The organism is Streptomyces sp. NPDC033229 (genome assembly GCF_055576875.1).
The window spans coordinates 1-21,169 of the sequence record NZ_JBVIQR010000021.1 but is presented as its reverse complement, the minus strand read 5'-3'; the positions used below and the strand labels follow the sequence as shown (position 1 = coordinate 21,169).

Below are 21,169 nucleotides of genomic sequence, written 5' to 3'. Positions count from 1 at the left end.
CGCTTCTCCCCGTGCGCACCACCGGGCCCCAGCACCCCAGCAGCGCTGCCTGCGCTGTGCAACGCTCTCCGAGGGGACAATCAGTATGAAAGACGCTCAAGGAAGACAGGTGACGGGCCGCGTTCGGTGGCGGAAGTTCGCCGTTCTGGCCGTCCCGGGATTCGCGGCCACGGCCGCGCTGGCGGTCGCACTGGCCGACGGGGCGCTGGCCGCCTCGTTCGCCGTGTCGGGCCAGCAGTTCAAGGTCTCCGCCGACAGCCTGGAGGGCGAGGGCTTCGCGCAGTACGGCAGCGTGGACACCAACGCCCGCGGCGACCTGTTGCCCGTCGCCGTGACCGCCATCAAGAAGGCCGAGCTCAAGAAGCTCTGCCAGTCCGTGGTGACCCATCTGCCCATCATCGGCGACATCTCACTCAACCTCAGCGCGGGCGGCGGGAAGGACCCCGTCGAGGCCAGCGACCTGTTCGTGGACGCGACCCAGCTCTCCGGCAACGCGGTCTTCAAGAACATCGAGATCGGCCGGGACGCCTCCACGGTGGACAAGGGCCCGGACAACGCCCAGGGCATGCAGGACCTCTTCGCCCAGCAGGCCGACTCCGTCAAGATCACCAACCTTCAGCAGGTCGCCTGGGCGACCAACGCGGGCACGTTCAAGCTCTCCGGGCTGAGCATGAAGGTCGCCAAGGGCAAGCGGGAATGCTTCTGACGTGGCCGCTGCCTCTCGGCGCGGCACCGAGCCCGGCACCGCGCGGCGCAGCCCGTGGGCCGCGTGGCGCCAGTGGCGCAAGGGGCGCCCCTTCTGGGGCGGCCTGGCCACGATCGTCGCGGGCGCGGAGATCAGCGCCATCCCGCTCGCACCGCTGAAGATCATGCTCCACCAGGGCATCGCGGGCATCCCATCGGTCCTGATGGGCCTGGTCATGGTGGTGATGGGGCTGACCGCGTGGTTCGCCCCGCAGTACCGCACGCTCGCCGGGGTGCTCACGGTCATGGTCGCCACGGCGACGCTGGTCATGTCCAACCTCGGCGGGTTCCTGTTCGGCACGATCATCGGCACCATCGGCGGCGGCATGATCTTCGCGTGGCAACCGCTGCCGGCGGGGCCGGAACCGGGTCCCGGCCCCGGATCGGGGAACGAGCCGGGCTCCGAGCCGGAAACGACGTCGGGGCACAAGCCCCTACCCCCCGATCAGAAGCCTGATTGCGTCAGTCCACCCACCCTCGGGACCGAGCCGCCTCCCGAGTCGCACCCCACCCGCTAGTCCGGCTGTCCGGTAGCCCGGGCAGTCCGGTGTCCCGGCCTGCCCGAAAACGCTCGGGCACCGGCCGACAGCCGCAGGCCCACCGGCGTGAGGGCCCGGGACGCGCAGGTGGGTCGCGGGACGTGAAGCGAAGCAGTCCCGCGCCCCACCGGAGCGGCACGGGCCCGCCCCGCAGCGGACGGACAGCGGCCGGCCCCCCTTCACAGCCGCACCGCACAGAGCGCCAACGCACGAAGTGCGACCGCACCTCCCACCTCCCACACAAGGAGTCCCAAAATGACGAAGTCAAGAACGTGGCTCGCCTCCGGTGCGGGGCTGGTCACCGCCGCCCTCACCCTGGCCGGCACCGGCGTCGCGGAGGCCCGGCCCGCCCCGGCCGACTCGACCACCGTGACCCCGGCGGGCCACGCTTTCACCGCCAAGGTCAACGGCAAGGCGACCTTCAAGGCCGGTTCGGTGACCCTCACATGTTCGGTGTCCGCGTCGCAGCCGTCGGCCGACGGCACCAACAACCACATCCCCCAGGCGCCGGACAACGCCAACCCCGCGGGACCGGTGGCCAGTGACATCAACCCGCCCACGTATTCGTCCTGCACGACCAACCTGCCGGGCGTGACCGCCACCGTCACCACCACCGGCACCTGGGGCGTCTCGATGCAGAACGGGTCGCCGGCGAGCGCGACACTGACCGTTCCCACCGCGGGCTTCGTACTCCAGACCAGCGGGCTGGCCAGCTGCACGGTGACGTCCGCGCCCACCGGCCCCAGCTCCGTCACCGGGACCTGGACCAACGGCAGCCCCTCGAAGATCAGCTTCGTGAACGCCTCGGTCCCGGTGAAGGTCACCGGTGGCTTCGGCTGTCCCACCGGCGCCGTGACGTCGGCGTTCAACGCGGTGTACGACGTCACGGACGTCACGGACCCGACCTCCCAGATCACGGTGAGCGGCTGACCCGGACACCGTGAAAGGAGAGCGGGGTGCGCGTACGGACCGTTCCGTACGCGCACCCCGCGCCTCTGCCCGGTCCGGATCAGCCGGCGACCTCGGCCGGTTTCCGTTCCCGGGCGTCGCTGTTCCCCGGGCGCCCGGCCGGGGGCACCCCCTCCGTACGGCCGGGGCCGCACAGCGCGTACTGGATGGCGAACCCGGCGGTCACGACCAGCGCGCCGCCGACCGCGTCCAGCACGTAGTGGTTGGCGGTGCCGAGGATCACCGAGAACGTCAGCAGCGGGTAGAGCAGACCCAGCACCTTCATCCACACCTTCGGCGCGATGATGGCGATCACGACGCCGCACCACAGCGACCAGCCGATGTGCAGCGAGGGCATCGCCGCGTACTGGTTGGACAGTTCGGTCAGCGCCCCGAAGTCCGGGTTCTCCAGGTCCTGCGGGCCGTTGGCGGTGTCGACGTAGCCGAGGCCCGGCATGAGCCGCGGCGGGGCCAGCGGGTAGGCCCAGAACCCTATGAGCGCCATGAGCGTCGCCAGCGACAGCGCGGTGCGGGCCCAGCGGTACGTGCCGGGGCGGCGCAGGTACAGATAGACGAGCAGGGAGACGGGCACCAGGAAATGGAAGGTGCCGTAGTAGTAGTTCATGCTGTCGGTGAGCCAGCCGGTGCGCGCCACGAACTGGTTGAAGCCGTGCTCGATGTCGATGTGCAGGAACTGCTCGGCACCGAGGATCTGCCGGCCGTGGGACTCCGCGAGGATCCGCTCGTCGGGCACCTGCGAGCGGATGAAGGAGTAGATCCAGTAACCGGCGCGTATCAGCATCAGTTCCAGCAGCACGTTCGGGCGGGACAGCGGGCGCTTCCAGAAGCGCAGCAGCGGCACCCAGGAGAAGCGGCCCGGCCGCGGCTCGCTGACCGGGGTGGGCAGCGGCTTCTCCCACAGCGGCGAGGTACGGGACAGGAACGGCACCGCGCAGGCCGCGATGAGGGCGGCGAGCAGCGGGGCGTGGTCGGCGATGGGGCCCTGGACCCGGTTGTGCGGCATCAGGGCCGTGCTCGTGAGCGTCATGACGAGCACGACGAGCACGGGCCACACCAGCCGGTCGGCGCGGCGCTTGCCGACCCGGCCGACGACGGCGAGCAGGATCCACAGTTGCTGGTGCTGCCAGGCGGTGGGCGAGACGGCGAGCGCGGCACAGCCGGTGATGGCGACCGCGAGCAGCGCCTGGCCGTCCTTGGCGTAGCGCACGGCCCGACGCAGGCCGAGCACGGTGACACCGGCGGCGAGCAGCGCGTACAGCACCAGCTCGACGGGGCCGCGCAGGCCGATGCGGAGCAGCAGGCCGTGCAGGGACTGGTTGGCGAGCCCGTCGGGCGCCTGGCCGAGGCCCGCCCCGGCGATGTGGTGCACCCAGTACGTCCACGAGTCGTCCGGCATGGCCGCCCACGCCAGCGCGGAGCACGCCACGAAGGTGGCGCCCGTGGTGAGGGCCGCCCGGCGGCGCCCGGTGAACCACAGCAGGGGCGCGAAGAGCAGCACGACGGGCTGCAGTGCCGCCGCGAGGCCGACGAGGATGCCGGTGGTGCGCCCGGTGCCCTGGGCCGCCCGGGGCAGGCAGCACCCGAGGAGCACGAGCAGCACGGGAAGGATGCTGGTCTGACCGAGGGTGAAGGTGTTGCGTACGGGAAGCGACAGCACGGTCAGGCTGATGGCGACCGGGGCGGCGAGCAGCGCGGTGCGGCGGGAGACCGGGCCGGGCAGGGCGCGGGCGGCGACGAGGGCGAGGGCGACGACGAGCAGCAGGGTGCCGAAGGTGAAGGCGATGCCGAGGCTCTGCTCGGCGGCCCGGGTCAGCGGTTTGAGCACCAGGCCCGCGAAGGGGGTGCCGGTGAAGCCGTCCTTGTCGTACAGCGAGCCCCGTACGTGCAGGACACCGTTGTCACCGATCCACCGTTCGAGGTCGGTGAAGCGGCGCTCCGGCGGCAGCCGCAGCACCACCGCCGCCTGACGTACCGCCAGCACCCCCGCGAGCAGCCACAGCGCTCCCAGCGCCATGCCGATCCGTGAAAACGTCTTCGGCGGACTCCCGAGCCCGCCCCCCTCTGCGTTCGCCACGCCCCGCCGCTCCTCCACTCCGCCCAGCTCGGTCAGCCTCGTAAGGCTGTTTGAGACCTTACTGAGTCCTGAAGAACAGACGCAGGTCACCCCCAGGTCACTTGACAACTTCCCACAGGTGTCCTTATTTCGTCGCAACCGAGCCGGACCGGTCGGGCCCGCGCCACGCCTGTGGCCGCGCCCGACGCCGGACCCGCACCGGGCCCGACGACGGACTCGACGACGGAGCCGACCCCCGGACCCTCCCCGGAGGCGACGCAAACGGGGATGAGTCCACACTTGTTAGGGTGCGCACCATGAGCACCGGTGCAGACAAGCCGCCAGCCCTGCGGCGCGACGCGCAACGCAATCGGGAGCTGCTGATCGAGGCGGCCCGCGAGCTGTTCGCCGAGCAGGGCCTGGAGGCCCCCCTCGACGACATCGCCCGCCGGGCGGGGGTGGGCAACGCCACCCTCTACCGGCGCTTCCCCACCCGCGAGGACCTCATCGAGGCGGTCTTCCACGACACCCTCAGCACGGGGCTGCGGCTGGGCGAGGAGGCCCGCCGGGCGGACGACGCCTGGGCGGCCCTCGTCGGCTACATGGAGGCGGTCTTCGAGGGCCTGGCCGCCGACCGGGGCGCCATCGACCTGATGACCACCGCCATCCCCGCCGGCCCGACCCTGGCCACCCTCCGCGAGCACAACCACGAGACGGTCGGCCTGCTCGTCCGCCGTGCCCAGGAACAGGGCACGATGCGCCCCGACATCGTGGCCGAGGACCTCCTCTTCGCCCTCGCCGCCGTCGGCCGCTGCGTCCCCTCCTCCGCCGCCGTCGCCCCCGGCTCCTGGCGCCGCCAGCTCGCCCTCCTCTTCGACGGCCTCCGCACGGAGGCCGCCCACCCCCTGCCCGCACCCCCGCTGACGTTCGAACAGCTCGGCACGGTCCTGGCCGACCTCAGCTCGGGCCGTCCGAGGCCGCAGACGGGGTGAAACGCCGGTTCGGGTTGGCTCCGGCAGGGTTCTGATGCAAGAAGGGGCACCAGGTGATCAGCCGCGAGCCCTGCGGGGGAAGTGACGTATCACTCCGGCGGCCGGCTGTACCGCTCCAGCGTCGCCTTACTGGTGGACCGGTCCACCAACCGCAGCTCCCACGGTCCGGTGTTCACATCGAAGTCCTTGCCGAAGCCGACCCACTTCCCGGCCATGCGTCGGCCGGTCGGCTCGACCAGGAGCTGAATGGCCCCGTGGTAGCGGGCCCCGTTGTAGTAGCCGTCTGCGGCCGTCTGCTCGACCCACGTACCCGTGACCACGTTGCGATCAACGGTCAGGTCCAGCGTGAGCGGGCTGTCCGGATTGCTGCCCGCCCCGGGCAGACTCTGTGCGGTCAGCCGGTTTCCGTGCTGGACGATCACTACGTAGTGCTTGCCCTCGTACGAGTCACCCCGGCTCGAAGAGAAGAACTCGTAGCGGCTGAGCCACACCCCCGAGAACGTTTCCTCAGTCGTCCGCACGGCAGGCTGCACACCCGCTGCGGCAGAAGTGACACCACCTGCACCGCTCTCCATGTCATGCCCTCCCTTCCCGTCTGCGTGCACCCGCGCCATCGGCACCGGCAGGGTGAACCCCAGAGCCTCGACCGGACGGCCGGTGACCCGCTCCAACGCCCGGGCGTACACGCCCCGAGGCGTCTTGCTCGTGCCGGACTCCCAGCGCTGCACCAGACGCTTGGAAGCCTCGTTCGGCTCTCCCAGTTCCGCACCTGCCCGGCGGAGCGCCTTGGCGAAGTCGTCCTGGCTTAAGCGCAGGCCGATACGCACGGCCCGCAGCACATCATTCGGCACCACAGCGGTCGTCGTCATGACGTCAAAGCTAGACCGAAGCAACTCTCAATGACACCCAATTGACGCCCTTGAGGGCGTCATTGACACCCCTCTGAGTGACGCCCGCGAGACGCCTGATGCGTCGTCGCTGTGACCCGCGTCGAGAGGCGAACATCTAGCCCACCAACGGCAGACGGCGAGAGGTTCGCAATGACCGCGATGGGTGCTGAGGAGAAGGCGGGGACTGGACGCGTCTCCATGACCGTGCGTGTCTCCCGCGACTCGGGCCGCACCTGGGGCGCCCAGGTCGCCTACCCCGCTAGCCGGAGCGAAATGCGGCTCAGCCCGGCGGCGTCTGCCGCTTGGCCCCCGTGCGAGTGCCCCAAGCACCGCGCGTAAGGCCCCCACGTTCGCGCACCATCCGACCAGGAAGGCACAGACGTGACGATCACCCACCAGCGACCGACCGAGGCTCTCGACCTCATCAGCCGCGACCTTCGGGCCCTGCTCATCAAGGACGTGCGCAAGGACTGGCCCGACCTCACCGACGAGACGGGCGAGCGCGGTGTGAACCAGATGGTGGCCTTCCTGGCCGCCGGCACGGTCACCGACAGCCCGCTGACGCCCTCGCTCCGCGTGGACCTGTTCTGGCACCGGTTCCTCCAGCGGACGGTTCCCTACGTCGCGTTCTCCAGGTCCCTCGGTGTGGACTACATCCACCACGTTCCCGACGACGGGGCCGGAGCGGACCCCGAGGAGGGAAGGGCGGCGATGGCGGCGACGACGGCCGCGATCAAGGCGGCCGGGTTCGAAGTCGACCCGGAGTTCTGGCCCGGCATGGGAGCGGCGGACTGCTCGCAGTGCCACGCTGGATGCACCGACAGCCCCGTGAACAAGTAGCCCCCTGAGCCGGCCGCCCGGCCACGACGCCGGGCGGATGTGCCCGTGAGCGAGAACGGAACCGAAGTGTCTGACGCCCGTAGCGCTGCCTGGGACGAGTACGCGCAGACCAAGCCCCAGCGGCGCACGACGAATGCCCGGGGCGAGTCCACGTGGTTCAACTGGACTCAGTACGCCGACCACGGCCCGGGGGCCGAAGTACTTGCCTTGAAGCCGGGCGAGACCGCGCTTGACCTCGGCTGCGGTGCGGGCGGGAACGCGGCCCACCTCGCCGGCCTCGGCATGCGGGCTGTGGGCATCGACCTCTCTCCCAAGCAACTCGCGAAGGCGCGGGACAGGTGGTCCGACGTGGAGGGGATGGAGCTGCACCAGGGCGACGCGCTCGCCTACCTGGGAGAGACCCGTACCGTCTTCGACGCGATCTACAGCGTCTTCGGTGCGGGCTGGTTCTCCGACCCCGGCCTGCTGCTGCCGATCGTCCACGCGAGCCTCAAGCCCGGTGGCGTGTTCGCCATGTCCCAGCGACCCCCGGTCGAAGGGTGTTACGGCTGCCAGGCGTCGTACATCCCGCGCGGGCCTGATGAAGACCCTGCTGTCGTCAAGCGGTGGGACTACGAAGCAGAGGTGTGGGCGCTGATCCTCAAGGAGCACGGATACGTGGATGTGTCCGCCTCCGTGATCGCCCCGCCCCCGGGGGCCCGGCGCACGGGCACGTTGTTCATCCGGGGCGTCCAAGGAGGACAGGAGTCGGTGGCATCGGCCTGAAACCGAAGAAGGCCCCCGCCAGCCCCCGGTCATGTCCGGGCAGTCGCAGACGAATCGTCCTCGCGACGCTTTGACTGGCGGATGTAGGAGACTGCACACACGTGGTCAAGGCAAGGTGCAGTGCCCGGCCTGTGTTCTCTGAGAGGGCGTTAAGTCCCTTCTCTCTCGGTTCGTAATCGTTCGTTCTCTGCGCCATCACCTGGTGTGCGACAGGACCGTTCAGTGGACACACCCCATCGGACGTCAGCGCGAAACCCACCGAGAAGTTCAAAGCCTAGGCTGGGGTGGTGAATCGCACCGATCGCTTGTACGCCCTGGTTGAGGAACTTCGAGCAGTGGCGCCGCGGCCACGCAGCGCCAGGTGGCTGGCACAGCGCTTCGAGGTCAGCGTGCGCACTGTTGAACGGGATCTTGAGGCGTTGCGGCAGTCGGGCCTGCCGATCCGCAGCAACGCCGGTCGGGCCGGGGGATACAGCCTGGACCGGGAGCGCACGCTACCGCCCATGACGCTCAGCACCGCGGAGGCCCTCGCCATCAGTGTCGCGCTTCGGACGGCGGCGTCCACTCCGTTTGCGGCCGCCGCACGGCGCGCCAGTCAGAAGGTGCTGGCGGTGCTCCCCGCCGACGTGCGACATCGGGAGGAAGCGCTCACCCGGCAGGTGTACCGGGTCGGGGACCACACGCCCAGCGTGAACGGTGTGTTGAGCGAGGTCATCGTCGAGGCCATGGTCTCCGGACGCGTCTTGCACCTCACCTACGCCGACCGAGCCGGCGCGGTGACAACGCGCGACGTCGAGCCGTTGGGGCTGTTGTGGGGGCCGAGTGGCTGGTATCTGGCGGCGTGGTGCCGACTGCGGTCAGCAATCCGAGGCTTCCAGCTCGACCGGATCAGTTCGCTGGAGCTGTCGGGCGAGCGGGTGGTGTCCCGGGAGCCGCACTGGCAGGCCGAGCTGAAGCGCCTGGACGCCGAACCGTTCGCGTGGTGACCTCAATCACCGACACAGCGGTGTCGCGAGCGGTTGCCAGACTGTTCGTCATGGACAACGAGAAGCGCATGACCATGTGGTGCCGTATGTGGAACGAGGACCCCTCCCTGGCGTACGACCTGATGTCCGACGATTGCGTGCAGTGGTCGAATCGCAGCGCTGGCCTGGACACCGTGATCGGCCCGCACCAGCAGGAACGGTTCATTGCCGCCTACCGCGCACGGCATGTGAACATCTTCAGCCCGAGGGTATGCGTCGACGCCGGTGACCGGTTCGCCTACCTGTGGGACGTCAGGAAGGCCGACGGTCAGGTACTGACCGGCATCGACGTCAACATTCTCAAGGACGACCGCGTCCACGAGAACTGGACGTTCGTGGCAGAGCGGCATTGTGCGCAGTCCGATCCAGGACCCGAGGCAGCTGAGACGACCGGCCCTGCCGCGATCGAGGAGCTGTGCCACCGCTGGATGCAGCTTCGCAACGGCCGGGTCGAACTGGCCCTGGACGTGGTGACTGACGACTTCGACCTGTTCTCGGGGGCTGACCCGGTCAGCGACGCGCACGGCCCCTCCGAGCTCGCCGACCTGATCAAGCGACAGGCCCAAACCGATGACCCACCGGCCTTCACGATCCACCGGCGGCCCATCGTCGACCCCACGCGGGGGCATGTGGCGCTCCTCTGGACGGCCGAAACCAGCGTGGACGGCACCTCCGTCGGCGGAGTCGACCTCCTGACGGTGCGCGCGGGCCGGTTCGCGCGCGCGTGGTCACTGACGGGGCCTCGTCCGTTCCGGTACTGAGTGGGCGTTAAGTTCGTTTCTGGATGATCTGGTGTCGCCCGCTCGAGGGTACGGAAGCCTTCAGGCTGACTCGCATGTCGTGTGCATGATGATGTTCGGGCATGGAACGGATGCCGTACGCAACAGACTTGCCGGACGGGCAGTGGGCCTTGATCGAGCCACTGGTCACCGCCTGGAAGCAGGAGCGGGCCGCGCGCTCGGCGACCGGAGACCCGGGCTCCTGCGATCTGCGCGAGGTCGTGAACGCGCTGCTGTACCAGAACCGGACGGGCTGTCAGTGGCGGCTCCTGCCACATGACTTCCCGGCCTGGTCGGCGGTGTTCTACTACTTCACCCTGTGGCGCCAGGACGGCCTTGACCAGCGGACCCAGGAGATCCTGCGCTGCCAGGTGCGGGAGCGGGCCCGGCGATTAGAGGACCCGTCCCCGGTGATCATCGACACCCAGTCCGTCCGCGGGCGGCCGGGGTGCCGAAGAAGACCACGGGACTGGACGCGAACAAGAAGACGCCCGGCAGGAAGCGGGGACTGGCCGTCGACGTGCTGGGCCTGATCCTCGGCGTGGTGGTCCTGGCCGCCAGCGCGCACGACAACGAAGCCGGCATCGCCCTGCTGGACCAGGCAGCCGAACGGTGCGGGATGCGCCTGGAGAAGGCCCTGGTCGACCAGGTCAGCGGGGCTTTGTCCGGCGTCGGCTCTCTGCTGCTTGCCATGCGGACACGCTAGGGACGGGGAGCCTGCCTGGAATCTTAGATTCGCGAATATTCGATCGGCGCAGGAGGGACTTCTGCATGATTCTCAAGTGGTGTCCAGCGCCCGCCGGGCACGGGTGATCACGCGATGGGCGTCGGCACCGTAGACGGCCGAGTCGGCGAACGCCTGCCACACCTTGAGATACAGACCGACGCTCTCCGCGTCGTCGAGCCACAGTTCCGCGTGCCAGTCCTCCGCGACGACCAGGCGTTCGTCGTAGACCCAGAACCCGTTGGCGGGCGGGAGCTTGAGAGGGGCGCCGAACGGGACGATACCCAGGGTCACGGTGTCGAGTCCGAGTACGCCACTCAGGCGGTCGAGTTGTGCGGCCAGTACCGAGGGCGGGCAGATCAGGGAGTGCAAAGCGGCCTCCCACATCACGATGTGGAACGTCCTGCCCGGCTCGTACAGCATCTCCTGACGCTTCACGCGTGCCCGGACGGCTTCCTCCGTGTCCCGGACCGACTGGTGCAGATCCCTGTACCGCGAGATCACGTGGCGGGCGTACTCCGCCGTCTGGAACATGCCGGAGACCATGGCGCTCTGCCAGGCCCGGAACATCGTGGAACGCTCGTACTCGGCCGTGAGTGCGTCCTGGACGGGCTTGTGCCCGGCGGCAAGCTGTCGCCGCCAGGAGCGGGACCGGGACTCCAGGCTCCGGAGCCGGGTGGTCAGCTCCTCGGCCGCCTCGGGCCGTCCGGTGCCTCGTGCCCATGCCAGAAGATCGTCGGCGGTGGCGGTCTGGCGTCCGGTCTCCAGCTTGCTGACCTTGAACTGAGGCCACCCCAGCTTGTCCGCCAACTCCCGGCCCGTAAGCCTCCGCTCGGTGCGCAACTCGCGGAGTCGCGCACCGAGGGAAGCCCTGGCCTGCTGAAAGTCTGTGGTCACTCGGCGGAAGACACCTGATCCCTGAATTTGTCGTGGGGGACGGCGTGGTGCCATGCCGCATCGCGGACCTGGCAGGCGCGCGCGACCTCCACAGGGTCCGTGACGAGTTCGACGCCGGTCATCCGGTCCGCGTCGTCGAAATGAAGCCGCGCGATGACGCGCGAATCGAAGAGCCAGAAATCTTCCTCCGGGAGCTTCAGCCACTCCGCGTCGCCCCTCCACAGGTTCCGGATGTCTTCGCCAACGGCACTGTTCCGGCGGGCGTTGCCGGAGTTGGTGCCGATGAAGCGAAGTCGCCGAGCCATCTTTGTGCCCCTCTCGTCGGACAGATCCTGACCAGGATGGGTCCGCCCAGGAGGTTCTGTCCGGCGTGATTCTCGATTATTCGCGTGGGGGCAACCGCTAATGGCCCCCTCGCCAGCCACAGCGGGCAGGCGAGGGGGCAGTGGCGACGGAGGGCTTGGGCAACAGATGGCGCCTAGGGGTTACACCCCACCCCTAGCCTGAGAGTCGCTGAACGTCACCACCCGGCGATCGCCAAGCGTGAAGCTCAGGACGGGGCGGCGGGATGCCGGGACTCCGCCCTGCTCCTGGACGTCCGTCCCGCCGCATCTGATCCCTCATGCGGGCAGTCGTTCCCTACCGGAACTTCCAAGGCTTCCGGGTCCTCCCAGCCCTTCCAGGCGATGGGCGAGGAACATCGCTCTCGCTGCGCCCTGGGGGACGCCTGGGAGTCATCCTCACGACGCTTTGACCGGCGGATGTAGGAGACTGCTCGCACGTGGTCAAGGCAAGGTGCAGTGCCCGGCCTGTGTTTCCTGAGAGGTGTCATGTGAGCGTCGTAAAGATCAACGTGCTGACCGTCCCCGCCGAGCAGCGGGAGACGCTCGAGAAGCGGTTCGCGGCGCGGGCCGGTTCCGTCGAGAACTCCGACGGCTTCGAGTGGTTCGAGCTGCTGCGGCCCGTCGAGGGCACGGACACCTACCTCGTCTACACGCGCTGGCGTGCCGAGGAGGACTTCCAGGCGTGGATGAACGGCACGATGAAGGCCGCGCACGGCGGTGGTGAGGGCGGCGACGGCGCCCCCAAGCAGAAGCCCGCCGCGTCCGGCTCCACGCTGTGGTCCTTCGAGGTCGTCCAGCAGGCGGCGCCGAAGAACGGCTGACCGCCCCGCGCTCCGGCGGGGACGGCCGCCCGCCCCCGCCGGTAAACCCCGGGCGTCACACCCGCCCCACATGCGAGGATCCCGGCATGACCGATGCCGCGACCACCCGCCTGCCCTGGACCGTCGGCCCGGAGCCGGTCGGCTCCGCCGAGTCGGCTGTTCTGCTGCGTGAGTACCTCATCGATGTGGCCGACCGCTGGTACGAGCTGAACCACGACCGGACCTCGACGCCCGAGGAGATCGACCGTCACCTCGCCGAGGACCCGAGCGACGACCTCACCCCGCCGCACGGCGTGCTGCTGGTCGGCCGGCACGGCGGCGAGCAGGCGGGTTGTGTGGGGCTGCGACGGCTGGACCCCCGTACGGCCGAGCTGCGGCGGATGTACATACGCCCCGCCAAGCGCGGCCTCGGCGGCGCGGCCGTACTGCTGGGCGCCGCCGAGGAGGCGGCCCGCGCGTGGGGCGTGGAGCGGATCGTCCTGGACACCCGGATGGACCTGGTGGAGGCCCGGGCACTGTACGCCCGGCACGGGTATCTGCCGATTCCGCGCTACAACGAGAGCCCGTACGCCGAGGTGTGGCTCGCCAAGGAACTGGCCTAGGCCTGTCCGGCGGATCATGGGGACGTGGCGCACCACCGCTGCGCGGCGGTGTCCTCAAGCTCCCCCAGCTACCGCTGGGAGGTGCCCCCAGCGGGCTGGTACGGGCTGAGCTCAGCCCATACCAGCCCGTCCGGCGCTTGAGGACGCGCCCGCAGGGCGCTCACCGCAGCAGGCGGCAAACGGCGGGCCCGGCAGCCGAAGACCCGTCGGACAGCCCCTGGCAGAGGTACGGCTACGGCTTGCGCCGGTGGTCGCCCGTCTGCCCATTGTGGGGCTGTTCGGCGTCCGACCCGCACAGCTCGCCGTTCAGCTCCCGTACGAGCTCCATGAGGTCGGTGGGCCGGTCCGGCGACCACCAGTCGCCGAGCAGTTCCGCGAGCGACTCCTCACGCGCCTGGAAGAGTTGGGCCGCGACGTCCCGCCCCCGGTCGGTGAGGACGAGCGGCAGCCCTTCACGGACGGCCAGGCCGCGCACCTCCAACTCCCGTGCCGCCTCGGTGATGACCCGTAGCGGTACGGGCACGCGCTCGGCGAGCATCGCGGGTTCGGCGGATCCGTAGCGGTTGATGCGCAGCAGCATCCAGCTGGAGGCGGGAGGCAGATCGAGCCCGGCCCGTTCGGTGATCTTCTCGTAGACCTTGCGGCGGCCTTCGCGGCTGCCGAGCACGGACAGCGCGCGGGCGCACTCGTCCCGCGAGGAGCGTTCGACGGGGTTGCTGGAGAGCACTTCGCTGGTGTCGGGGGCGGTGACGCTGCCGCGCAGCGGTTCCTCCTTGAGCAGCCAGGCGAGGACGAAGGCGACGGCCATGGCGGGCACCGCGTAGAGGAAGACATCGGTGATCGACACGGAGTAGGCGTCGAGCACCCCCGCCCGTTCCGCGGGGGGCAGCGCCGAGACGGCGCGCGGGTCGCCCTGGAGCTGTTCCGGGGTGACGCCTGCGGGCAGCTTCGCACCGGCGAGGGCGTCGGCGATGCGCGGCCCGAGCTTGTTGGTGAAGATCGTGCCGAAGATGGAGACGCCGAAGGACGCGCCGATGGAGCGGAAGAACGTGGCACCGGAGGTGGCGACGCCGAGGTCCTCGTAGCCGACGGAGTTCTGCACGATCAGCACGAGGACCTGCATGACCAGGCCGAGCCCGAAGCCGAAGACGAAGAAGTAGGCGCTCATCTCGCCGACACCGCTCGCGGGGTCGAGCTGGTGCAGCAGGAGCAGCCCGAGGGCGGTCAGCCCGGTGCCGGCGATGGGGAAGACCTTGTAGCGGCCGGTGCGGCTGACGATCTGGCCGGAGGCGGTGGAGGAGATCAGCATGCCGGCCACCATCGGCAGCATGTGCACCCCGGACATCGTCGGGGAGACGCCCTGGACGACCTGGAGGAAGGTCGGCAGATAGGTCATGGACCCGAACATCGCGAAGCCGATGACGAAGCCGATGACCGAGCAGAGCGCGAAGGTGCGGATCGTGAAGAGCTTCAGCGGCAGGACCGGCTCGGCCGCCCGGCGTTCGACGAGCACGAAGGGGACGAGCAGCGCGACGCCCAGCACCCCGAGGCCGATGATCTGCCAGGATCCCCAGGGGTAACTCACCCCGCCGAGCGAGGTCATCAGCACCAGGCAGGTGGCGACGGCGGCGATGAGGAACGTGCCGAGGTAGTCGATGCGGTGCGGGGTGCGCCGGGTGGGGATGTGCAGCACGGCGGCGATGACGAGCAGCGCGACAATGCCGATGGGCAGGTTGATGTAGAACACCCAGCGCCAGCTGAGGTGGTCCACGAACAGCCCGCCGAGCAGCGGCCCGAGGACGCTCGTACCGCCGAAGACGGCACCGAACAGGCCCTGGTAGCGGCCACGGTCGCGGGGCGGCACGATGTCGCCGACGATCGCCATCGACAGCACGATCAGCCCGCCGCCGCCGAGGCCTTGAAGGGCCCGGAAGCCGATGAGCTGCGGCATGTTCTGGGCGGCGCCGCACATCGCTGAGCCGACGAGGAAGATGACGATGGCGATCTGGAAGAGCCTCTTGCGCCCGTACTGGTCCCCGAGCTTGCCCCACAGCGGGGTCGCGGCGGTGGAGGCGAGCAGATAGGCGGTGACGACCCAGGAGAGGTGCTCCAGGCCGCCGAGATCGCTGACGATGGTGGGCAGCGCGGTCGAGACGATCGTCTGGTCGAGCGCCGCCAGCAGCAGCCCGAGCAGCAGCGCGCCGATCGCGACCAGAACGGTGCGCGGGGACTGCCCCTCGCCGGGCACGTAGGGCTGCGCCGCGGCCAGGGAGGGGCCCGGGGGGTACTCGGCTCGGCCCGGGGTGTCCTCCGCCATGAGCGCTCCTCGGATGCGGCTCGGTTCGGGTCCCGCGGAACGCTCGGCGCCCCGCGTCCACCCATCGTGATCCGGATCCGCGCCCGCGGCCCGCTGGGATAGCCCATTGGCAGCCCCTGGAGCGCGCCTGCACCGCCCCTGGAGCGCTGCGACCAGCGACATTGGCGTTCGCTGCGCCCTTTTTGTATCGTGAAGGAACAAAGTGGCTCCGTCCGTATACCCTGACCGGCGGGCGGAGCCACTTGTCTTTGCTCCCACGCCCTGGAGTCCGCCGATGCCGGCCAACGCAAGCACCCCGATCACGCTGACCGCCCGTGCCCTGCTCTTGGACATGGACGGCACGATCGTCAACTCCGACGCCGTCGTGGAGCGCTGCTGGCGCCAGTGGGCGGATGAGCAGGGGCTGGACGCGGACGCGGTGATGAAGGTCGTCCACGGCCGCCAGGGTTACGCGACGATGGCCGTCCTCCTTCCGGACCGCCCCATGGAGCTGAACCACGCCGACAACCGCCGCATGCTCGCGGCGGAGACCGCCGACGTCGACGGCGTCGTCCCGGTGCCCGGCGCCCCGGCCTTCATGGCCGCCCTCGCCGACCTTCCGCACGCCCTCGTGACCTCGGCCGACCGCGCCCTGGCCACGGCCCGCATGGGCGCGGCGGGCCTGCCGATGCCCGAGGTCCGCGTCACGGCGGAGAGCGTCGGCGCGAGCAAGCCGGACCCGGAGGGTTTCCTCAAGGGCGCCGCCGCCCTGGGTTTCGCCCCGGAGGACTGCGTCGTCTTCGAGGACTCCGAGGCGGGCATCACGGCGGGCAAGGCGGCCGGCATGCGCGTCGTGGGCGTCGGCCCGCGCGCCGCGGCCCACACGCCGGACGTCCACGTCATGGACCTGGAGCAGGTCCGGGTCACGGCGGGTCCGGACGGCGGCATCGTGCTGACGGTCGGGTAACAAGCTGCCACGGGTCTCGGGGAGCGTGCGTCTTGATGACCGTTTGATGAGCGTTCCGCGAACTTGATCGAGTCTGGGGGTTTAAGGGGGCCTCCTGCTCGTAGCCTGGCTCCATGTCACTCGACCCGACTACCGACCATCTGTCACCCGAGGAGATAAACGACACCATCCGCGCCTTCCTGGCCACGCGCCGGGGCCTGCTCACCAGGTCGGAGCGGAGGATGTACGAACGCCTCCTCGCGGCGTGGCACGCGGCGGCACGCCGCGATCGGTGCGGCGCCAGGGTGTGAGGCCGCCCCGGCCGCCGGTCACCGTCACGGTTCCCGACGGCGGTGACTGGCAGACCTTCCACTTCGACTGCGTTCCCACCACGAACATGAGCGTCCTGCGGTTCTCCCCCGACGGCCAGGACGGATGCGGCCCGATGATCACCGACGTCATCGCCCGCGAAGCGTCCGACTGAGCCGGTGCGAGCTCTCTCCACCTGCGGACCGTCCTCGTCACGCGAGGAGCCAGGTGATCAGCGACAGGGTGCCCAGTGACAGGAGCGTGGACCACACCACGACGTCCCTCGGCACATCGGTGCGAAGGCGGTACTCGGCGGCGTAGAGGAACGCGTTCTGGGCGGTGGGCAGGCCGGCGCACAGCACCACGGCCAGCAGCGCGTGCCCGTGCAGACCGAACAGCCAGTGCCCGAGCGCGTAGGCGAGCAACGGCTGCGCGGCTGTCTTGAGGCCGACGAGGACGAGCCGCTCGGCGATCCCCTTGGCATCCGGCACCACCTTGGTGTTCAAGGACATCCCGAGAGCGAACAGGGCCGCCGGGACACCCGCGCCACCGACCATCCGGATCGGCTCGGTCATCGAGGTGGGCAGCGACAGGCCCAGGGCGGAGACCGCGAACCCCGCCGCCGACGCGCCGATGACGGGGTTGCGCAGGGGCAGTTGCGCGAACCGGCGCCACTGACCGCGCACCCCCTGATGAACGTCCAGGTCGATGAGCACCATGATTAACGGCGTCACGAAGAGCATCTGGAACACCGCGGCCGCGGCGATGAACGTGGTGTCACCCAGCACCCCGATCGCGACCGGGATGCCGAGATTGGCCGAGTTCACATAGGACGCGGCCATCGCATTGACGGCGCGGTCGGCCGGCCGCATCCGGAACACGTTCCGGGAGAGCAGCAGGCCGGCCCCGAACACCAGGAGCAGACTGATCGCGAACACCGCCACTCCCGGCTCGGCGATCTCCCCCACCGGGGCCTTGGACAGCGTGAGGAACAGCAGCGCCGGCATGGCGAAGGTGAACGCGAACCGGGCGAGCACGGGTTGGGCGTGCCGGCCCAGCAGGTCGAAGCGGCCTGCCGCCCAGCCCATCGCGGTGACCACCCAGATCGGCACGAAGCCGGATATCACTGCCTGCACAAGCCCTCACCCGTTCAACCGCTGCCGCGCGCACGGCCCGCCCGGAGGGGCCCCACGCCTTCCGGGGTTCATGATCCCTCGCGGCTCACGGATCCGATGGGTCAGCCCGTCGTGCACCCACTCGCCGCCGCGCGCCGTGCCCGGTGGCTGCGCCGGCCTGGGTCTCAGCCCGGTTGCTTGATGCTCTCGAAGATCCGGGCGAAGCCTTCCTCTCCGTGGCCCGCATCGATCTGGCGTTGGATGAGCCGCTGGACCATGGCGACTGCCTCGGTGTTGATGCCCTGGTCGGAACTGGCGGCCAGGAGGTGACCGAGGTTGGAGAAGTCGAGGCTCTGCTGCCCTTCGACGGTGTAGTCCCCGCCGTCGATGACTGCGGCGAACCCTTCGAAGGCGCCGGTCATGGCGGTCAGCCAAGGTGCGGCCCTGGTGGCGAACTCGCCCGCCGTCACCCCGGCCGGCGCGACCATGGCGGCGCCGTGCATGAATCCGGCGAACATGACGTACATGCCCGCCAGCAGGGCGAGATCGTACAGGGACGCCAGTCCGGCATCCTCACCGAAGTAGGTACTGTCTCCCCACAGGTCGAGCAGCGGCTTGTACTGATGGAAGACATCGGCCGAACCGCTGTAGAGGATCGATGACCCAGGTTGGCCGATCATGTGCGGTACGGCCATGATTCCGCCGTCCAGATACGCGATCCCGGCTCGGGCGGCCCAGTCGGCCAACTCCCGTGACTGAGCCGGTGACGTCGTGGTTACGTTGACCAGGGTCCGCCCGGCCAGCTCATCGGCGAGCGGATCGAGCACCTCATGGACCGACGCGTGGTCCAGCAGGCATGCGATCACCAATCGGCCGGCCCGCACCGCGTCGCCGGCCGTGTCGGCGGCCTTGGCGCCCTGGGCGACGAGGTCGTCCGCCTTACCCGGTGAGCGGTTCCAGCATGTGGTCGCGTATCCGGCCTTCACCAGGGCGCCCGCGAGGGCGCTGCCCATCGCCCCCAGCCCGAGAACACTCACCTGGACGCTGTTGTCAGTTGCCATTTTTGGCGCTCCCCCTCGTGTTTGTCCTTCGGCTCGATCCTCTCCGCAGCCAGTAGAGTTGACCAGTACGGACTAATTAGTCGGGTACTCACCTGTGAGTAAGTACCTCTTGGGGGGGCAGATGGCAACGACAGCGCGACGCGGTCCGTATTTCTGTGGCATCGACGCGGCGATGGACGTGGTCGCCGGCAAGTGGAAGTCGCTCATCCTCTGGGAGCTGCACCACCACGGGACCCGCCGGTTCGCCGAGCTTCGACGCGGACTGCCGGGTGTCAGCGAGAAGATGCTGATCCAACATCTGCGGGAGATGGAAGAAGACGGGCTCGTGCACCGTGAGGTGTACCGCGAGGTGCCACCGAAGGTCGAGTACTCCTTGACGGAGCACGGCGTCTCGCTCAACGCCGCCCTTGCCTCCTTGGGAACATGGGGCACCGAACGCATGCGGCGGATCGGGGCCGAAAAGGTCTCCGTCTCCGGCGACGTTGCCTCGACAGCTCGGCGATAGAAGCGGTCTCCCGACGATCGGGATTACGCCGGTACACGGGTCGGGGACACCCCACGCCCCCGACCTCCGAGGCCGCGACGAGCCGTGCGGCGCATGGCACGCCCGTGCTCACCGACGTCATCGCCCCGCGAAGCGGCTGATCGAGCCGCGGCGTGAGCTATCCAGGGGACTCACCGGATCACCGGTCCGGCGCGTGCTCACACCTTCCCGTCGACGCGCTCCAGGAAGGTCACGTCGGTCCGGGTCACGAACTTCTCTCGCTCGAATCGAGGCTGCTCATCGCGCCCCAGCCCTATCGGATCGCGGGCATACGCCCATGCCGCCAGTCGTCCACGCGCTTGCGAACGCCGGCCACCATGGGCAACGCGTCCACTTCCTCGGGAGCGAACCAGCGCACGTCCGTGGACTCGTCCGACACCACCAGGGCGCCCGCCTCCCCCGCGACCGGACGGGCGAGGAAGCAGATGGAGAACTCCTGCCGCACTTCCCCGTCGTCGTAGGCGAATACATGCCGGGGATTGCTGTACGTGCCCACAATGCCGGTTACTTCGACACGCAGACCCGTTTCCTCTCGCGTCTCCCGCACGGCACATTCGGCAAGGGACTCGCCAAGGCACATGGCACCTCCGGGCAGCGCCCACATGCCATTGTCGCTCCGCCGCTGAAGCAGGACACGGCCCTCGTCGTCCACGACGACAGCCGAAGCCGCCGGGACGAGGCTGTTGGCCGCCGGGGCGGCCGGATCGTCCTCGAAGTCACGCCTGCCCATGAGCGCCTCCTTGCTAGGACATCGCGTCAGCCCGTTGCGCAAGAGCCCGCAGTTCCGGCGGAGCGGTGCGGCCCGCGACGAGCATCAAGTCTCGGATCGCGGAGCGTGCCGCCACGTGCGAGTGCACCATCTCAGGGGCCAGCCGTTCGGCCTTGGTGAAGGACTCGAGCGCATCATCCACACGCCGAAGCTGGGCATGCGCCCGGCCCAGGTCCAGAGCCAGTCTGGCCTGACGTTCGATGGACAGCCCCGAGGCGTCCAACCGCTCACCGATCTCCAGGGCCTCACCTGCGTCACCGAGGTCGACCGCGACGGATACCGCTTGGATCTCGACGTTGGTCGGGCCGAATTCGAGATTGAAGTCATTACGGTCCTCCCCGAGTTGCCTGGCGACTCGACGGGCGTGATCCGTCTCGCGTCGGGCGCCTGCCCGGTTCCCGGACCGCGCGTGCACCAAGGCGAGTACCAGATGCAGGGAACCCAGGAGGGACAAGAAATCCGGGGAGGCCTCGGCGTGGTCGGTGTGCCGCCTCAGCGCGACCACCGCCGACTGCGCCACGTGGTCGGCCTGGTCATAGCGCTTGAGGCGCACGAAGGCATGAGCCAGCCGGAACGTGCCTGCGAACACGTCCAACACACGGCCGGACCGCTCGGCAGCGGCGATGGACCGATCTGCGGCCACCCACGCGGCGTCCGCTTCGTTCTGCTGAACGAACGCCGCCGACAGTGCCTGGTAGGCGCGAGCCTGCAACGCGTACACCTCGGAGCGCCGACGACTGTCGGCCGTCCGCGTCGCGCGTTCCAGGCGGGGAATGAGAGAGCCCAACGATCCACTCAGCTCCGAGAGCCGGTCCCCGTGCGCGAGCGACCAGGCCTCGTCGACCTGCGACCGCAGTACGGCCAGCGGCTGCTCCTCACAGTGACCGTCCGGAGAGAGAAGGACATCGAGCGATGGATGTCCCGAGATGAGAAGCCGGGCCTGGTCGAGGTCGTTCGGTCGTGGCGCGGGCTCCTCCGCCTCCACGGACGGCGGGGCATCCGGCCGCAACTCCTGCAGTGAGACGCCGAGGCCATCGGCCAGGAGCCGTAGGACTTCCCAATCGTGATGTCAAGCCGCCAGCGTGACGGGGGGTGAAGCATGGAACTGCTCTCCGTCACGGATCATCGCCCAAAGGACGTTGAGG

The 21,169-nt window shown here is 69.5% G+C and carries 23 protein-coding genes and 1 pseudogene; 15 read left to right on the top strand and 9 right to left on the bottom strand.

Annotated features, from left to right (window positions below):
- Positions 1-85: 85 nt before the first annotated feature.
- The 3 genes from ACZ53N_RS19540 to ACZ53N_RS19530 all read left to right on the top strand — a co-directional run bounded on the left by ACZ53N_RS19540 (position 86) and on the right by ACZ53N_RS19530 (position 2,213).
- Positions 86-706 carry a DUF6230 family protein gene (locus ACZ53N_RS19540; protein ID WP_469142080.1) on the top strand — a complete coding sequence of 207 codons (621 nt, stop codon included), beginning with the start codon at positions 86-88 and terminating at the stop codon, positions 704-706.
- 1 nt (position 707) lies between these two features.
- Complete coding sequence (locus tag ACZ53N_RS19535; protein WP_469142079.1) at positions 708-1,262, top strand: DUF6114 domain-containing protein; 555 nt, start codon at positions 708-710, stop codon at positions 1,260-1,262.
- Positions 1,263-1,538: 276 nt separating this feature from the next.
- Positions 1,539-2,213, top strand: a complete 675-nt coding sequence (locus ACZ53N_RS19530) for a hypothetical protein (RefSeq protein ID WP_469142078.1) — start codon at positions 1,539-1,541, stop codon at positions 2,211-2,213.
- A 79-nt stretch (positions 2,214-2,292) separates the two neighbouring features.
- Here the strand turns inward: ACZ53N_RS19530 and ACZ53N_RS19525 are convergent, their stop codons facing one another.
- Positions 2,293-4,266: a bifunctional glycosyltransferase 87/phosphatase PAP2 family protein gene (locus ACZ53N_RS19525; RefSeq protein ID WP_469142165.1), complete on the bottom strand. Its 1,974-nt coding sequence runs from the start codon at positions 4,264-4,266 to the stop codon at positions 2,293-2,295.
- A 356-nt stretch (positions 4,267-4,622) separates the two neighbouring features.
- On the opposite strand from ACZ53N_RS19525, the gene ACZ53N_RS19520 reads away from it, so the two are divergent.
- Complete coding sequence (locus ACZ53N_RS19520; protein WP_469142077.1) at positions 4,623-5,297, top strand: TetR/AcrR family transcriptional regulator; 675 nt, start codon at positions 4,623-4,625, stop codon at positions 5,295-5,297.
- Positions 5,298-5,386: 89 nt separating this feature from the next.
- Here ACZ53N_RS19520 and ACZ53N_RS19515 read toward each other — a convergent pair whose 3' ends face one another.
- Complete coding sequence (locus ACZ53N_RS19515) at positions 5,387-6,166, bottom strand: helix-turn-helix domain-containing protein (RefSeq protein ID WP_469142076.1); 780 nt, start codon at positions 6,164-6,166, stop codon at positions 5,387-5,389.
- 402 nt (positions 6,167-6,568) lie between these two features.
- On the opposite strand from ACZ53N_RS19515, the gene ACZ53N_RS19510 reads away from it, so the two are divergent.
- The 5 genes and pseudogenes from ACZ53N_RS19510 to ACZ53N_RS19490 form a co-directional block, all read left to right on the top strand.
- The gene (locus ACZ53N_RS19510; RefSeq protein WP_469142075.1) at positions 6,569-7,027 is read left to right on the top strand and encodes a glycine-rich domain-containing protein; all 459 of its coding nucleotides are present in this window, start codon (positions 6,569-6,571) and stop codon (positions 7,025-7,027) included.
- A gap of 66 nt (positions 7,028-7,093) precedes the next feature.
- Positions 7,094-7,792 carry a class I SAM-dependent methyltransferase gene (locus tag ACZ53N_RS19505; RefSeq protein WP_469142074.1) on the top strand — a complete coding sequence of 233 codons (699 nt, stop codon included), beginning with the start codon at positions 7,094-7,096 and terminating at the stop codon, positions 7,790-7,792.
- 287 nt (positions 7,793-8,079) lie between these two features.
- Positions 8,080-8,778 (top strand): helix-turn-helix transcriptional regulator, encoded by a 699-nt coding sequence (locus ACZ53N_RS19500; protein WP_469142073.1) that lies wholly within the window; start codon positions 8,080-8,082, stop codon positions 8,776-8,778.
- 50 nt (positions 8,779-8,828) lie between these two features.
- Positions 8,829-9,578, top strand: a complete 750-nt coding sequence (locus tag ACZ53N_RS19495; protein ID WP_469142072.1) for a nuclear transport factor 2 family protein — start codon at positions 8,829-8,831, stop codon at positions 9,576-9,578.
- Between the two features lie 101 nt (positions 9,579-9,679).
- Positions 9,680-10,245: pseudogene (locus ACZ53N_RS19490) on the top strand (IS5 family transposase); the annotation flags it as partial.
- Positions 10,246-10,374: 129 nt separating this feature from the next.
- Here the strand turns inward: ACZ53N_RS19490 and ACZ53N_RS19485 are convergent.
- Together ACZ53N_RS19485 and ACZ53N_RS19480 are read right to left on the bottom strand one after the other, a co-directional pair.
- A complete protein-coding gene (locus ACZ53N_RS19485; RefSeq protein ID WP_469142071.1) occupies positions 10,375-11,217 on the bottom strand; it encodes a DUF5753 domain-containing protein in 843 nt (280 codons plus the stop codon).
- Entirely contained in the window at positions 11,214-11,522 is a 309-nt protein-coding gene (locus tag ACZ53N_RS19480; RefSeq protein WP_469142070.1) for a DUF6879 family protein, read from the bottom strand. Before ACZ53N_RS19480 ends, ACZ53N_RS19485 begins: the two co-directional genes overlap by 4 nt.
- A gap of 527 nt (positions 11,523-12,049) precedes the next feature.
- On the opposite strand from ACZ53N_RS19480, the gene ACZ53N_RS19475 reads away from it, so the two are divergent.
- Both ACZ53N_RS19475 and ACZ53N_RS19470 read left to right on the top strand, forming a co-directional pair.
- The gene (locus ACZ53N_RS19475; RefSeq protein ID WP_469142069.1) at positions 12,050-12,382 is read left to right on the top strand and encodes an antibiotic biosynthesis monooxygenase family protein; all 333 of its coding nucleotides are present in this window, start codon (positions 12,050-12,052) and stop codon (positions 12,380-12,382) included.
- A gap of 86 nt (positions 12,383-12,468) precedes the next feature.
- Entirely contained in the window at positions 12,469-12,984 is a 516-nt protein-coding gene (locus ACZ53N_RS19470) for a GNAT family N-acetyltransferase (RefSeq protein WP_469142068.1), read from the top strand.
- Positions 12,985-13,216: 232 nt separating this feature from the next.
- Here ACZ53N_RS19470 and ACZ53N_RS19465 read toward each other — a convergent pair whose 3' ends face one another.
- Positions 13,217-15,301, bottom strand: coding sequence for an MFS transporter (locus ACZ53N_RS19465; protein WP_469142067.1), 2,085 nt, complete (start codon positions 15,299-15,301; stop codon positions 13,217-13,219).
- 274 nt (positions 15,302-15,575) lie between these two features.
- Here ACZ53N_RS19465 and ACZ53N_RS19460 point away from each other — a divergent pair, with 274 nt between their 5' ends.
- The 3 genes from ACZ53N_RS19460 to ACZ53N_RS19450 all read left to right on the top strand — a co-directional run bounded on the left by ACZ53N_RS19460 (position 15,576) and on the right by ACZ53N_RS19450 (position 16,710).
- On the top strand, positions 15,576-16,247 hold the full coding sequence (locus ACZ53N_RS19460) for an HAD family hydrolase (RefSeq protein WP_469142066.1): 672 nt from the start codon (positions 15,576-15,578) through the stop codon (positions 16,245-16,247).
- Between the two features lie 113 nt (positions 16,248-16,360).
- Positions 16,361-16,537: a hypothetical protein gene (locus ACZ53N_RS19455; protein WP_469142065.1), complete on the top strand. Its 177-nt coding sequence runs from the start codon at positions 16,361-16,363 to the stop codon at positions 16,535-16,537.
- The gene (locus tag ACZ53N_RS19450) at positions 16,534-16,710 is read left to right on the top strand and encodes a hypothetical protein (protein WP_469142064.1); all 177 of its coding nucleotides are present in this window, start codon (positions 16,534-16,536) and stop codon (positions 16,708-16,710) included. The genes ACZ53N_RS19455 and ACZ53N_RS19450 overlap by 4 nt, the downstream gene beginning before the upstream one ends.
- Before the next feature lie 37 nt (positions 16,711-16,747).
- On the opposite strand, the gene ACZ53N_RS19445 is transcribed toward ACZ53N_RS19450, so the two are convergent.
- Positions 16,748-17,671 (bottom strand): AEC family transporter, encoded by a 924-nt coding sequence (locus tag ACZ53N_RS19445; RefSeq protein ID WP_469142063.1) that lies wholly within the window; start codon positions 17,669-17,671, stop codon positions 16,748-16,750.
- A gap of 164 nt (positions 17,672-17,835) precedes the next feature.
- Positions 17,836-18,711 carry an NAD(P)-dependent oxidoreductase gene (locus tag ACZ53N_RS19440; protein WP_469142062.1) on the bottom strand — a complete coding sequence of 292 codons (876 nt, stop codon included), beginning with the start codon at positions 18,709-18,711 and terminating at the stop codon, positions 17,836-17,838.
- A gap of 121 nt (positions 18,712-18,832) precedes the next feature.
- On the opposite strand from ACZ53N_RS19440, the gene ACZ53N_RS19435 reads away from it, so the two are divergent.
- Entirely contained in the window at positions 18,833-19,216 is a 384-nt protein-coding gene (locus ACZ53N_RS19435) for a winged helix-turn-helix transcriptional regulator (RefSeq protein ID WP_469142061.1), read from the top strand.
- Positions 19,217-19,508: 292 nt separating this feature from the next.
- On the opposite strand, the gene ACZ53N_RS19430 is transcribed toward ACZ53N_RS19435, so the two are convergent.
- On the bottom strand, positions 19,509-19,985 hold the full coding sequence (locus ACZ53N_RS19430) for an NUDIX domain-containing protein (protein ID WP_469142060.1): 477 nt from the start codon (positions 19,983-19,985) through the stop codon (positions 19,509-19,511).
- Positions 19,986-19,998: 13 nt separating this feature from the next.
- Positions 19,999-21,009 carry a helix-turn-helix domain-containing protein gene (locus ACZ53N_RS19425; RefSeq protein ID WP_469142059.1) on the bottom strand — a complete coding sequence of 337 codons (1,011 nt, stop codon included), beginning with the start codon at positions 21,007-21,009 and terminating at the stop codon, positions 19,999-20,001.
- Between the last annotated feature and the right edge of the window lie 160 nt (positions 21,010-21,169).